This window comes from Uliginosibacterium sp. 31-16 (assembly GCF_030730865.1).
GTDB lineage: Bacteria > Pseudomonadota > Gammaproteobacteria > Burkholderiales > Rhodocyclaceae > Uliginosibacterium.
The window spans coordinates 101,717-113,646 of record NZ_JAVALZ010000004.1 but is presented as its reverse complement, the minus strand read 5'-3'; the positions used below and the strand labels follow the sequence as shown (position 1 = coordinate 113,646).

General features: G+C 63.5%; 13 protein-coding genes. All 13 read right to left on the bottom strand.

The window, feature by feature from the left end:
• Positions 1–22: 22 nt before the first annotated feature.
• The 13 genes from Q9Q94_RS15530 to dnaE all read right to left on the bottom strand — a co-directional run bounded on the left by Q9Q94_RS15530 (position 23) and on the right by dnaE (position 11,928).
• The gene (locus tag Q9Q94_RS15530; RefSeq protein ID WP_305981037.1) at positions 23–280 is read right to left on the bottom strand and encodes a phosphopantetheine-binding protein; all 258 of its coding nucleotides are present in this window, start codon (positions 278–280) and stop codon (positions 23–25) included.
• Positions 281–310: 30 nt separating this feature from the next.
• A complete protein-coding gene (locus tag Q9Q94_RS15525) occupies positions 311–589 on the bottom strand; it encodes a hypothetical protein (protein ID WP_305981036.1) in 279 nt (92 codons plus the stop codon).
• A complete protein-coding gene (locus Q9Q94_RS15520; RefSeq protein WP_305981035.1) occupies positions 586–1,743 on the bottom strand; it encodes an ABC transporter permease in 1,158 nt (385 codons plus the stop codon). Before Q9Q94_RS15520 ends, Q9Q94_RS15525 begins: the two co-directional genes overlap by 4 nt.
• On the bottom strand, positions 1,740–2,663 hold the full coding sequence (locus Q9Q94_RS15515) for an ABC transporter ATP-binding protein (protein ID WP_305981034.1): 924 nt from the start codon (positions 2,661–2,663) through the stop codon (positions 1,740–1,742). Before Q9Q94_RS15515 ends, Q9Q94_RS15520 begins: the two co-directional genes overlap by 4 nt.
• Before the next feature lie 35 nt (positions 2,664–2,698).
• Complete coding sequence (locus Q9Q94_RS15510) at positions 2,699–3,151, bottom strand: hypothetical protein (protein ID WP_305981033.1); 453 nt, start codon at positions 3,149–3,151, stop codon at positions 2,699–2,701.
• A gap of 3 nt (positions 3,152–3,154) precedes the next feature.
• Positions 3,155–4,195 carry a BtrH N-terminal domain-containing protein gene (locus Q9Q94_RS15505; RefSeq protein ID WP_305981032.1) on the bottom strand — a complete coding sequence of 347 codons (1,041 nt, stop codon included), beginning with the start codon at positions 4,193–4,195 and terminating at the stop codon, positions 3,155–3,157.
• A complete protein-coding gene (locus Q9Q94_RS15500; RefSeq protein WP_305981031.1) occupies positions 4,182–4,604 on the bottom strand; it encodes a hypothetical protein in 423 nt (140 codons plus the stop codon). The genes Q9Q94_RS15505 and Q9Q94_RS15500 overlap by 14 nt, the downstream gene beginning before the upstream one ends.
• A gap of 42 nt (positions 4,605–4,646) precedes the next feature.
• Entirely contained in the window at positions 4,647–5,051 is a 405-nt protein-coding gene (locus Q9Q94_RS15495) for a hypothetical protein (RefSeq protein WP_305981030.1), read from the bottom strand.
• Positions 5,051–6,229 (bottom strand): beta-ketoacyl-ACP synthase III, encoded by a 1,179-nt coding sequence (locus tag Q9Q94_RS15490; RefSeq protein WP_305981029.1) that lies wholly within the window; start codon positions 6,227–6,229, stop codon positions 5,051–5,053. Before Q9Q94_RS15490 ends, Q9Q94_RS15495 begins: the two co-directional genes overlap by 1 nt.
• Positions 6,177–7,163 carry a dialkylrecorsinol condensing enzyme gene (locus tag Q9Q94_RS15485; protein ID WP_305981028.1) on the bottom strand — a complete coding sequence of 329 codons (987 nt, stop codon included), beginning with the start codon at positions 7,161–7,163 and terminating at the stop codon, positions 6,177–6,179. The genes Q9Q94_RS15490 and Q9Q94_RS15485 overlap by 53 nt, the downstream gene beginning before the upstream one ends.
• Before the next feature lie 219 nt (positions 7,164–7,382).
• The gene (locus tag Q9Q94_RS15480; protein WP_305981027.1) at positions 7,383–7,853 is read right to left on the bottom strand and encodes a WbuC family cupin fold metalloprotein; all 471 of its coding nucleotides are present in this window, start codon (positions 7,851–7,853) and stop codon (positions 7,383–7,385) included.
• The gene (locus Q9Q94_RS15475) at positions 7,853–8,395 is read right to left on the bottom strand and encodes a hypothetical protein (protein ID WP_305981026.1); all 543 of its coding nucleotides are present in this window, start codon (positions 8,393–8,395) and stop codon (positions 7,853–7,855) included. Before Q9Q94_RS15475 ends, Q9Q94_RS15480 begins: the two co-directional genes overlap by 1 nt.
• Positions 8,396–8,409: 14 nt before the next feature.
• Positions 8,410–11,928, bottom strand: a complete 3,519-nt coding sequence (dnaE, locus tag Q9Q94_RS15470) for a DNA polymerase III subunit alpha (RefSeq protein WP_305981025.1) — start codon at positions 11,926–11,928, stop codon at positions 8,410–8,412.
• Positions 11,929–11,930 lie beyond the last annotated feature (2 nt).

Genomic DNA, 11,930 nt, shown 5'->3' with positions numbered 1-11,930 from the left:
GGTATCGCTCGCGGATGGTAGATCAGCTTTTGCGTTCAGCCAGATACTCCGCCAGCGTCGCCAGCGAAGCCATCGCGCGGCGCGTGTCCTTGCTGTCGGCGATGCGGATGCCGAACTTCTTGTGGATCGCCACCGAGATCTGCAGGGCGTCGAGCGAATCCAGCCCGAGGCGGGACTCCGGGCCGAAGAGGCTCTCGTCGGGCGACAGGCCGCCGGCCGGTTCGTCCTTGTCGCAGGCTTCCAGAATCAGGGTCTTGAGGGCTTCGGTGAAGTCAGTCATTGGGCGCTTTGAGCTATTAAGGCGAGATGCTCAGACAAGAACAAGCTCTGTAGGCAAAAGACAGAAATTGGCGCTCTGATTCGCTGTTTCCGAGTCCAGCCAGACAAAGCCAGAACGATCAAACTCGATGATGTTTCGCTGTGCGTTGATAAGCGCATGGAGGCGCTGCCGATCTTCGGTAGGCAAGTCATGGGCGCACGATTCGACGGACAAAATCCTGATGGATGAGCCGGTGTGCAGTCGCTTCCCTCTGGCATCAAACGGAGCCAAGGGAAATTCAAGCTGGGCTGGGGGGATGACGGCGCTCATTTCATCCTCCGCCGGAACAGCAGCGTCGCCGCCAGCCACATCAGCGCGGCGAAGGCTGCGAGCTTGCCGGCGCTGGGCAGCACGGAGAGCGTGTCGCCCGAGCGCAGCAGCACCTGCAGCAGGCCTTCGAGCGCCCAGTTCATCGGCGACCAGTGCGCGGCGGCCTGCATCGCGGCGGGCATTACGAAGGTGGGTACCATGATGCCGCCGATGGCGGCCATCAGCAGATTGCAGGTGGCGCCGAGCGCGGAGGCTTGGGCGTGCGAGCGAACCAGACAGGCAATTGCCAGCGCGAAACCGATGGCGGCAAAGCTGATCATGACGAGCATGAGCAGCAGCGCTACCCAGTCGATGCCCGCGAGCTGCAGTGCCTCGCCACCCAGCAGCGGCATCAACCACACACCGACGGCGAGCATCAGCGCGGCCTGCACGGCATTTACGCCGAGATAGGGCAGGGCCTTGGCGAGAATCTGGATGCGGCGCGGCACGCCGATGGCCTGCAGGCGGGCCAGGGTGCCGTCGCGCGCTTCCTGCACGAACAGGCTGGCAATCGCGGTGACCACGAAGAACATGCCGAAGACCAGCCAGGCCGGCACGTTCTGCTGCACGGCGGTGGGGCGCACGCGGGTGGCGACGCGCTCGGCGGAGACCAGATTGCGGATCGCGTTCGCCCCCTGGCCGACCATGCCCATGAAGCGTTCCTGGATGGCGTTGGCGCGCAGCTCGCCCACCGCAGCGGCGAGCTCGGCCTCGGTGCCGCGGAACAGCGCGTGCTCCAGGCCCGGGTCGGCGAGCATCCGCACCTTAACGCCCGGCGGCGTGGCGGGCGAGGCGATGGCCTCCGAGAAACCGGGCTCGATCGTCAGCACGTAGCGCACCTGCCCGGAGAGCAAGGCGGGGCGCCACTCTTCAGGCACCTGTCGGGGCGTGCCGTGATCCGCCTGCCATTGTGCGGCGAGCGTCTGCGCCTGTGCGCCGCCGTCCCGGTCGAGCAGCGCGTAGGGCAGAGTGCGGGTCTGCGGGCTGTAGTAGTCCTTGAGCGCCAGCGACATGATGATGATGAAGGCCACCGGCATCAGGAACAGCGCGACCAGTCCGTGCGGGTCGCGGATCAGGGCGAGGAGTTCCTTGCGGATCAGGGCGGCCAGCATCATTCGTCCCTCAAGGTGCGGTGGGTCAGCGCCATGAACAGCCGCTCCAGATCGTGGCTGCCGTAGCGCGCCATGTGCAGGGTGGCACCGGCCGTGGCGATCGCCTGCAGCACGCTGGCAGGGCTGCTGTCGGGGTTCAGGCTGAGGAGGATTTCACCCTCGTGTCCCGCCTGCGCCTGGCCGAAATGGCCGAGCAGCCCGAGCGCCGCATCGACGGGCCAGTCGATCCGAAGTGCCATCTGTGCGCCACCCTCGGCGAGCAGTTCGGGCAGGGCGGCGGCGCGCAGTACGCGGCCGTTGTCGAGGATCGCCACGTCATCCGCGATGGCTTCGATTTCCTCGATGTAATGCGAGGTGTACAGCACCGTGGTGCCAGCCTGAGCCAGTGCCCGTACGGCATCAAGCAGGAAGGCGCGCGATTGCGGATCGACGCCGACCGTGGGCTCGTCGAGGAGGATCAGTTCCGGCTCGGGCAGTAGCGCAATGGCGAGATTCAGGCGGCGCTTGAGGCCGCCGGAGAGATGCTCGGCGCGCGTTTTTGCGAAGCGTTCGAGCTGGGTGAAGGCGATGCAGGCGGCGATGCGCTCGCGCAACTTGTCGCCGCTTAGCCGGCAGGCGGCGGCAAAGCAGGCCAGATTTTCGGCCACCGTGAGCATCGGGTAGAAGGCGTATTCCTGCGGCGCCAGGGTGATGCGTGTGGGGCGCTCGGCGCGGGCAGTCGCGAGCGGCCGACCATCCAGCAGGATGCTGCCGTGCTGAACCGCCAGCAGGCCGGCCAGATGCGAAATCAGGGTGGTCTTGCCCGCACCGTTCGGCCCCAGCAGGCCGAGCACGCGGCCACGCTGCACCGTCAGCGATACCTCGCGCAGCGCGGCTTGTGGCGCGTTTGGGTACTGGAAAGACAGGCTGGCGATTGTGAGCATCGATTAAATATGCTCTAAAAAAGCTGAATTCTTGATCATGGTGTCTTTGAATCCATGGCGTATTCGCAGTAACCGACTTGGGGTTTGCAGAAAAAAATCCAGAATGAGTGATCTTCTGTGCTATTGAATGAAAGAACGTCAAAGCCTTTGGAGCGCATCAGATCAACGAGATCGACAAAGCGTGCGGGAGGCGAAAACAGCCCGGTACGCTCAGAGAATGTTGGGTAATCGGAGGTGCTGAAAGAAAATGAGCCCTCGGATGTATTCAAGTCAAGGTTGTTGGATGTCCTGATGTTGACGGTTGAAGCGGGCAGAATGCTCGGCAGCCATCCGCGCGCAATTACGTCACCTTCCGTGGCTGCCTTCAAGTCTCGGTAATGGGTTGTGACAACGTCGCTTGGGAACATCCAGAGCAACACTACGACGCAGGTCACCGCTGTAAGAGCCAGTGCCAAAGCAAGCAGCATGTATTTTCGATTGATGCGCATGCCTTACTCTGCCGCACGACCCAAATCGCGGAAGAAAGCGGCCTCGCTGTCCGCCTGCTGATGCAGCAGGGCGGCGATGGCAGGTGGGTCGAGCTTGTCGCGGCCTTTGACCATGCGCGCCGCAGCTAGCGCGAAATCGCGCCAGGCGTCGCCGATGCTCATCAGGCGTTCGGAGAATTCACCGAGCACCGGCAGGCTGGCGATCTCGGCGGCTTCCTGCAGGAAGGCCGCGTAGATGAAACGGAAGCCTGCGCCGCCGGTGCCGATTTCTTCCTGCATGCGCACCACATGGCCGATGAAGGGGCTGCTCTGTTCGTGGGCCGGATCAAGACGGCCGATGCGTTTTGCCAGAGTATGGATGCCACGCGTGCCAATCAGCGGGATGGGGGCGGCCATGTTGCGGATGGTCTTGCGGATGGCCGGGCGGATGGCTTCCGGTGTGATTGTGCTGCGTGCCGTCTGCACCGGGTAGTAGAGCAGGCCTTTGGGAGCGAGCACGCCTTTGGCGAAGCGTGCGCGTTTGAAATCCGCCACTGCACAGCGTTGGGGCTCTTCGGCCACCGGGTCGCCAATCAGGTAGTCATCTCCGTCTTTGCCGAACACGACGAGGTTGTGCGCGTTGAAGTGAAAACGCATTTCCTCCGGGAAGTAGGGCAGCCAGAAGACCGAGGTCTGTGCGCCGACGGGCGTGCCTTGCGCGAGCAACTCGTCTAGGCGGCGCTCGCCGGCTTCTGCGTTGCGGAAGGTCTCGAAGCGGAAGCGGCTACCGAAAGCCTTGGCAGTGCCCTTGATGATCGACTTGGGCGGCGAGCGGTAGGCTATCAGCGGCAGGCCGTTGCTGATGCGCACGAAAGGCAGGTAGGCGAACGACAGGCCCGACGCGATGCCGAAGGCCAGCGGTTCGGACACCGCAGCGCCCTGGTGACGCAGCAGGTTCGCAATGGTGCCGCTCTCGCAGTGGGCGGCGTGCTGGTGTTGGTAGGAGTGGATGCCCGGGTTCGAGATCAAACGTTCCCGTTTACCGGCGCTTTCAAGCTGCTTCATTTAAGGCCATTTCGAAAACAGAGTGAGTTTCATCTGTGGGCGTGCCGAGAGAGGATAGGGCCTGATTTACGATCATCCAATCGTCAATATCTTTGCCTAACGCATATTTTTGGAACGCATTGTAAATGGTCAGGTACGCGTACATGGGCTCGTCTGCCAGATGCCAATCTTCATCACCGGATGCGCACGTTGGCTCAAGGAAACGTGCAGAGATGCTCGTTGGGTCTGTTTTCTCGACAATGCAGACAAGAGCTTCAGCTGGAAGTAATTCCTCCACATCTTGGAGCGTTCCAGTGACTGTCTCTTGGTAAGACAAAGGAACCAATCCCGAAGCAATGGCTTTTTCCCATTGTTTCAAAGCTATGCTTGCCAAACATAGATGAACACGTTTCTTTTGTTCAGCAGACATGCTCAAAAAAGTTTGAACTGACGGATGCATGTGGTACTTGCCCTAGGTGTGTTCAGGCAGGCAGCGGATTTGTTCGGCAGGCAAGCCCAGTGCCTCGGCATACCTCGCCAGGATTTTCGGCGACAGGCGCGCAAACACTGCCGGGCGCAGGTGGCGGTGGATGCGCCACTGCCACAGGCCGGTCACTTGCGCGAGCATCTCGACATCCATGCGGCGGGCGTACATCCAGTATTCGAGTGCCGCGCTCTGGCCGGCTTCAGCACGCTGGCGGGCGGCTTCGGCCTGGGCGTGGAAGACGTCGACAGCCTGCACCGTGACGATCTCTTCGACTTCCCAGCCTTTCGACGCGACCAGCACCATCTTGCCGCTGGCATCGCGGGCGTAGACGGCCTTGCGGTGGCCTCCCAGCGTACGGTTCTCTTCCTGCGGGACCTGATCGATATCCATCAGACCGCCTGCAGCAGCACGAAGCCGCTGGAGAAACGACCGCTCTCGGGGATGTACATCAGGATGCGCTGGCCGCGCTCGATGCGTCCGGAGCGGAACAGCTCGTCGAGCATGATGTAGGGCGAGGCGGAGCCGGTATTGCCGCAACGGGTGAGATTGGTGAACCAGCGTTCGCGCGGGATATCCACGCCAGCCGCGCGCAGGCCGGCGGCAACCGGTTCGGCGAAATACATCGAGGAAAAGTGCGGCAGGAACCAGTCAATGTCCTCCGCCTTGAGCTGGCGTTTGGCCGCGATCAGCGCGAGTGGCTCGGTGAGTGTGGCGCGGATGACGTGTTCATTGAGCTGTTTCACATCTTGCTTCACGGCGAACATCGAGCGTTCGCCCCATTCCGCGTAGCTGCTGTTGCGCCAGCTGCTGAGCGAGCCGTCCGGGTTCTTGTCCGCCCCCATGTACATGCAGGCGGAGAGTTCGTGGGCAGCGGACGACAGGTCGATCCATTCGATGCGCAAGCTGAGCGGGCCGCGCGGGGCTGATTCCAGCAGCATGGCGCCGGCTCCGTCGGAGAGCATCCAGCGCAGGAAGTCCTTCTCGAAGGCGAGGTGGGGCTCCTGTTCCAGCGCCGCGATCTGGTGCTCGGCTTCGGGCTGGTAGAACTCGCCGCGCAGGCCGGAGGAGGCCAGCTCCGAAGCGCAGGCCACCGCGCGCCGGGCTTCGCCGCTCTTCACGGCCAGGAAGGCATGCTTGAGGGCGGCCGCGCCGGATACGCAGATGCCGGCCAGGGATACGACTTCCAGGCGTGGCCAACCGAGCTCGCCATGCACCATGACGGCATGGTTGGGCATCAGCTGGTCGGGCATCGAGGTGCCCACCGCAAGGCTGTCGACCGGGCCGATGTCTGCGCCCAGCGCGCGGATCGCTTCAGCACTGAGCCGGGCGTTGCTCATGGCATTCTTGCCGGTGCTGCGGTCGATGGCGTAATGCCGGCTCTGGATGCCGTTGCTGCGCAGGACCATGCGGCGCGCTTTGGAGGGCTTGCCGCCGACCATGCCGAGCACGGATTCCATCTCGTCGTTGTTGACGGGCTCAAATGGCAGAAAGGCTGCGGTGCGGGTGATGAAAACTTCAGAAGTCATATTGGTGAAGACGTTCGGTGCCGGAGCCGGAGGGTTGCTCATGGACTTCCTTGAGCGCGGCGAGACGCCGGGTCAGGAAGGGGCGGAGCAGGGCCTGCAGGATCAGGCTCAGTGGCACAACGGTGAGGATCAGGGTAATCAGGAAGAGCACATAGAGCAGCAGCAGCGGGCGGCGCTGCCAGGCGCCCGGGCCGCCGGCGGCGCGCAGGAGCTTGCCCCACAGGTAGAAACTGCGCGTGGCGGCACGCTCGCTGACCAGCAGACGCGGGTTGGCTTCCACTGCAGCCAGCCCGCAGAGCAGGGGCTGGCGGAGCTTTTCACGGTCATCCAGCAGTGCATCGCGCAGTGCGCGGCCGAAGCGGATGCTGCGTGCGGTGTCCTGCGCCGACACGCCGGCGACCGGCAGGCCGGGAATGGGCTTGCGCTTGCCGGTGAGCAGCCAGGCCGGAGCGGTGAACAGGGTGGCCATGGTGGGGGCGCGGTCAGTCAGCGCCACGTTGTCGATCAGTTCTGCGCCGACATCGGCGAGAAGCTTCTTCATCTTCTCCAGCGCCAGCATCCACATGTTGCGGCAGGCAATCACGCTGACGACCGGCTTGCCGTGCAGCAGTTTTGCGGCAACTGGATGCTTGAGAAAGGCGGTGACGGGCTGACTTGGAGCCAGAAACCAGACTTGCCAGGGCAGGATGACGAGATCGAACTCCTCGTCGCCGGTCAGGCTCAGAGGCGCCAGAGCCGGAGGCTCCAGATGGGCGGACTCCGGGAAGGCATCGAAGAAGCGTGCAATCGACCAGGGAAACGGAAAGGCCGGCTGGGGCCTCAGGGTTTCCACGTGCACCGCGATGCGTGGATCGGCGCGCAAGGGGTCGAGCAGGCGTTCGATGATGGCCGCGAGCTGCCCGGTCTGCGAATAAGCGATGACCAGCACGCGTTTCTGGCGACTGTCAGGAGTCGCCGCGGGAACAGGGTGGGTCACGTTGTTGTCGCTCGGGCCGGTGGCTTGGGAAGTCGGGAATCTTAGCAGGATATGGGCATGCCGCCCATGCTGCAGGCCCGCCGTCAGGGGGCTTGCGCGGTTTTTGCGGACGCGCTGGCGGCTTTTGCGGGATGCTCTGCCGAGGGGCTCGGGACGGGCGTCTCCAGCATGCCTGCCTGAGGATCAAGGCTGGATGCGGCTGTGCGGGCAGGTGGCAGGTCAGGCGCTGAAAAGTTTGTGCAGTGTGGCGTGATAGCCCGCGGCAGCTGGAGCCCCCTCCGCCGGCGCCCAGACGGCACGTTCTGCCGCTTCAAGCGGCTGGTAAGGGCCTGCCTTGGTTTCAAAAAACACGGTATCCGTTGTCAGGGCGACGACGCTGTGCCAGCGGCCGGGGGCGAGGTGAAAGCCCGTGCAGGCACTGGCGGGCGCCAGCGTGTGCGTGTCGAGGATGGTTCCGTGCTCGTCGAACAGGATCAGGCCCAGCCGGCCCCGCAGCATGAGCAGGGTTTCAGCCTTGTCTGGCGCAAGATGGCAATGCGGCATGACATACGAGCCGGGTTCGATGGCGTTGAAGAAACGCTGCACGGCATCGGCAGGGCTGGTGTGCAGGTTGTGGTTCTGGCGCAGGCGCGGGTTGGCGCGCGCAGCGGCACTCAGCTGATCGAGCAGGTGCTCGTCAAACAGGAGCATCAGTAATTGAGGGTGGCGCCAAAGTTGATGTAGGGGTTCAGGCGCAGGCCGTTGCCACCGGCGTCGCCACTCAGGCCTTGCGGGTGCGTGACCGGGCAGGCCGGGCCGATGCTGCTGCAGCCACGATTGCCGGAAACGCTGGCACCCATTTCAGCCGACAGCTTCCAGCCGCTGTTGCGGATGGGCTCGCCGCGCCAGCCAAAACCGAGGAAAGTGGTGGGCTCCGTGCTGCTGCGCGCGGTGTACTGGGTGCTCATTTCTGCGGCACTCCAAGACAGGCCCAGCGAGGTGCGCAGACCGTAGCCGAAGACGGGCCAGTCCGCACGTAGGGTGTTGCGGGTGAGGGCGCTGCTGCTCGACTGGATGCTGGCCGGTGTGGTCTCTGCGCTGAAGCGCAGGCGCAGGCCGTTATCGGATTCGCGCAGGGTGAATCCTTCGGCATTGCCCTGCAGGCGCAGGCCGCTGGGCTGGGCATAGGCGGGCGTGACTGCCACCAGGCAAGCCAGGGAAATACTCAACAAGGCGGTAGCTGACGTTTTCATGATCAAGGCTCCGGCTATTGGTAAACGATTTCTACACTCTCTGATGATAGCCATTCTCGCAAATTTTCCAGCAGCGGATCATCCAGTCTTACCCTCCATCCGTCTCCCAGTGGCAAATCTGCCACGGCATTGCCGTTGCTGTAGCGCACCCGGATCGGACAGCAGCCTTCCTCGCGCGTGCCGCGGTAGCGGCCCAGTAATTCGAGCAGGCGGTTGACCGCGGCCTTGCCGCCGCCGGCTGCAGCGACCTCGCCGTTGATGCGCAGATTGAGCAGGCGCGCATAGCGGCCACGGGCTTCGCCCAAGGTCAGCAGGCGCTCGGCGATGATCCGTAGCGCACCTTCTCCTGCGAAATCGTCGGCGCTGACCTTGCCTTCGACGATCAGCACCTCATCCTGCATGATCTTGCCCTTGCTGGCCTCCAGCACTTCGGCATAGACCGTGACGTCACGCGCGCAACTGCCGTCGTCGAGCGTGATGAAGGCTACCTTGCCGCGATTGCCCATCTTGATGCGTTGTGCCGAGACCACGCCGGCGAGCATTTGCGGTTCGCGCTTGGGCTCAAGTCGCGAGAGCGGGCTGCGCACGAAACGCCGTACCTCGGCAGCCGAGCTGTTGAAGGGGTGGCCAGAGAGAAAGAAGCCGATGGCGGTTTTCTCTTCGGTCAGGCGTTTCTTTTCGTTCCACACCGGAGCGTCGATGTATTCGGGGGCGATTTCCGAGGGGCCGTCGCCCATGTCGAAGAGGCCCCCTTGTCCTGCGCTGGCTGCCGCCTGTTCGGCAGCCTCCATGGCCGTGCTGACAGTGGCCAGCAGCTTGGCGCGGTGGGGTTTGCCGTCCGGCGCCAGCGGGGCGATGGTGTCCAGCGCACCGGCGCGCACCAGTGCTTCCACCACGCGGCGGTTGGCGGCGCGGCGGTCGATGCGGGCGCAGAAATCGAAAATGTCCTTGAACGGCCCGCCGGCTTCGCGGGCCGCGAGAATGCCTTTCACGGCGGGTTCGCCGCAGCCTTTCACCGCACCGAGGCCGTAGCGGATGGTCTTCGCATCGGTGGGCTCGAAACGGTAATTCGAGTGGTTTACGTCTGGCGGCAGGACCACGATCTTGTTGGCGATCGTGTCTTCATAAAAGATCTTGACCGTGTCCGTGTTGTCCAGATCAGAGGACATGGTCGCGGCCATGAAGGCCGAGCAGTGGTAGGCCTTGAGCCAGGCCGTGTGGTAGGTCACCACGGCGTAGGCGGCGGTGTGCGACTTGTTGAAGCCGTACTCCGCGAACTTGGTCATCAGATCGAAGAGGTGTTCGGCCAGCGCCGGGTCGTAGCCCTTTTTCGCCGCGCCCTCGGCAATCGTGGCGCGGTGCTTGTCCATCTCCTCCTTCTTCTTCTTGCCCATCGCCCGGCGCAGCATGTCGGCGCCGCCCAGCGTGTAGCCGCCGATGATCTGCGAGATCTGCATCACCTGTTCCTGATACACGATCACGCCGTAGGTCGGCTCCAGACAGGCTTTCAGATCCGGGTGGAAATAGTCAATTTCCTGCTTGCCCTGTTTGCGCAAGATGAAGTCGTCCACCATCCCGGAGCCCAGCGGGCCTGGTCGGTAGAGCGCGAGCACGGCGATGATGTCTTCGAAACGGTCGGGACCGAGCTTCTTGAGAAGCTTCTTCATCCCGTCCGATTCCACCTGGAAGATTGCCGTGGTGTTGGCGTCTTTCAGGATCTGGTAGGCGGCAGGGTCGGTGAAGCCCAGACTCATCAGGTCCGGGCGCGAGCCGGTGAGCTTTTCGACGTATTTGAGCGCCAGCTCGATAATCGTCAAGTTGCGCAGGCCGAGGAAGTCGAACTTCACCAGGCCGATCTGTTCGACGTCGTCCTTGTCGAACTGGGACACGGTTACGGCATCGTCGCCGTCGGCCAGATAGATCGGGCAGAAATCGGTGATCTTGCCCGGCGCGATCAGCACGCCGCCGGCGTGCATGCCGACGCCGCGGGTCATGCCTTCCAGCGGCAGGGCCAGTTCCCAGAGCTCGGAAACGGACTCGCCGTCGCCGGATTCGCTCATCATTTCATTGATGCCGGGCTCGGCTTCGCGGGCCGCTTCCAGACCCAGCGGCTTGTTCTGCTCGATCGGGATCAGCTTGGAGAGCCGGTCGCACAGGCCGTAGGGCAGGTCCAGCACGCGGCCGACGTCGCGCACCACAGCCTTCGAGGCCATGGTGCCGAAGGTGGCGATCTGCGAGACGGCGTCATGGCCGTAGCGCTCGCGCACATAGTCGATTACGCGGTAGCGGTTTTCCTGGCAGAAGTCGATGTCGAAGTCAGGCATCGACACCCGCTCGGGGTTCAGGAAACGCTCGAAGAGCAGGGCGTAGGCGGTTGGGTCCAGATCGGTGATCTTCAGCGAGTAGGCGACCAGCGAACCGGCGCCGGAACCCCGACCCGGGCCGATGGGTACGCCGTTGTTCTTGCCCCACTGGATGAAGTCCGCCACGATCAGGAAGTAGCCAGGGAAGCCCATCTGCACGATGGTGTCGGTCTCGAATTTGAGGCGCTCGTAATAACGCGGGCGTTCGCGTTCGCGCTCTTCCTCATTCGGATAGAGCGATTCGAGACGCTCTTCCAGTCCTTTTTTGGCTTCGTGGATCAGGAAATCGTCCAGCGTCATGCCGTCTGGCGTCGGGAATTGCGGCAGATAGTTCTTGCCCAGCACGACGGACAGGGAGCAGCGCCGGGCGATCTCAACCGCATTTTCCAGGGCTTCCGGGATGTCCTTGAAGAGCTCGACCATCTCGGCCTGGGTCTTGAAATACTGCTCTTCGGTAAACGGTTTGGGCCGGCGCGTGTCCGCCAGCACGTAGCCTTGGGCAATACATACGCGCGCCTCGTGGGCCTTGAAATCTTCGCGCTTGAGGAACTGCACCGGGTGGGTGGCCACCACCGGCAGGCCGGTTTCGTCAGCCAGATGCAGGACTTGCTGCACATGGGCATCGGTACCGGGATGGCCGGCGCGCTGTATCTCCATATAGAAGCTGTCGGGAAAGCGCTGTGCCCAGTCCTGCGCCAGCGCTTGTGCCGCAGCCTGATTGCCGGAGGCCAGGGCCGCCGCGATGTCCCCGTGCATGGCGCCGGACAGGCAGATCAGGCCCGACACCGAGGCCGCGTCCAGCCAGTCGCGGCGGAGTTCGGCGCGACCACGGTACTTGTTTTCCAGATAGGCGCGCGAGAGCAGTTCGCAGAGCTGGCGGTAGCCCTCGCGGTGCTTGACCAGCAACAGGACGCGAAAGGGTTTGTCGCGTTCGGTTTCGTTGGTGATCCAGGCGTCTACACCGATCACCGGTTTGATCCCGGCGCCCCGGCAGCCTTTGTAATGCTTGACCATACCGAACAGGTTGGCCAGATCCGAGATGCCCAGAGCGGGTTGTCCGTCTGCGGCGGCGGCGGCGACCACGTCGTCGATGCGCGTGATGCCGTCCTCGATCGAGAATTCGGTGTGCAGGCGCAGGTGAACGAAGGCGGGGGTGCTGGGGCTGATCATCC

Coding starts and splice junctions, on each gene's coding strand:
- Q9Q94_RS15530 (WP_305981037.1), bottom strand. CDS start 280: ATGACTGACTTCACCGAAGCCCTCAAGACCCTGATTCTGGAAGCCTGC.
- Q9Q94_RS15525 (WP_305981036.1), bottom strand. CDS start 589: ATGAGCGCCGTCATCCCCCCAGCCCAGCTTGAATTTCCCTTGGCTCCG.
- Q9Q94_RS15520 (WP_305981035.1), bottom strand. CDS start 1,743: ATGATGCTGGCCGCCCTGATCCGCAAGGAACTCCTCGCCCTGATCCGC.
- Q9Q94_RS15515 (WP_305981034.1), bottom strand. CDS start 2,663: ATGCTCACAATCGCCAGCCTGTCTTTCCAGTACCCAAACGCGCCACAA.
- Q9Q94_RS15510 (WP_305981033.1), bottom strand. CDS start 3,151: ATGCGCATCAATCGAAAATACATGCTGCTTGCTTTGGCACTGGCTCTT.
- Q9Q94_RS15505 (WP_305981032.1), bottom strand. CDS start 4,195: ATGAAGCAGCTTGAAAGCGCCGGTAAACGGGAACGTTTGATCTCGAAC.
- Q9Q94_RS15500 (WP_305981031.1), bottom strand. CDS start 4,604: ATGTCTGCTGAACAAAAGAAACGTGTTCATCTATGTTTGGCAAGCATA.
- Q9Q94_RS15495 (WP_305981030.1), bottom strand. CDS start 5,051: ATGGATATCGATCAGGTCCCGCAGGAAGAGAACCGTACGCTGGGAGGC.
- Q9Q94_RS15490 (WP_305981029.1), bottom strand. CDS start 6,229: ATGAGCAACCCTCCGGCTCCGGCACCGAACGTCTTCACCAATATGACT.
- Q9Q94_RS15480 (WP_305981027.1), bottom strand. CDS start 7,853: ATGCTCCTGTTTGACGAGCACCTGCTCGATCAGCTGAGTGCCGCTGCG.
- Q9Q94_RS15475 (WP_305981026.1), bottom strand. CDS start 8,395: ATGAAAACGTCAGCTACCGCCTTGTTGAGTATTTCCCTGGCTTGCCTG.
- dnaE (WP_305981025.1), bottom strand. CDS start 11,928: ATGATCAGCCCCAGCACCCCCGCCTTCGTTCACCTGCGCCTGCACACC.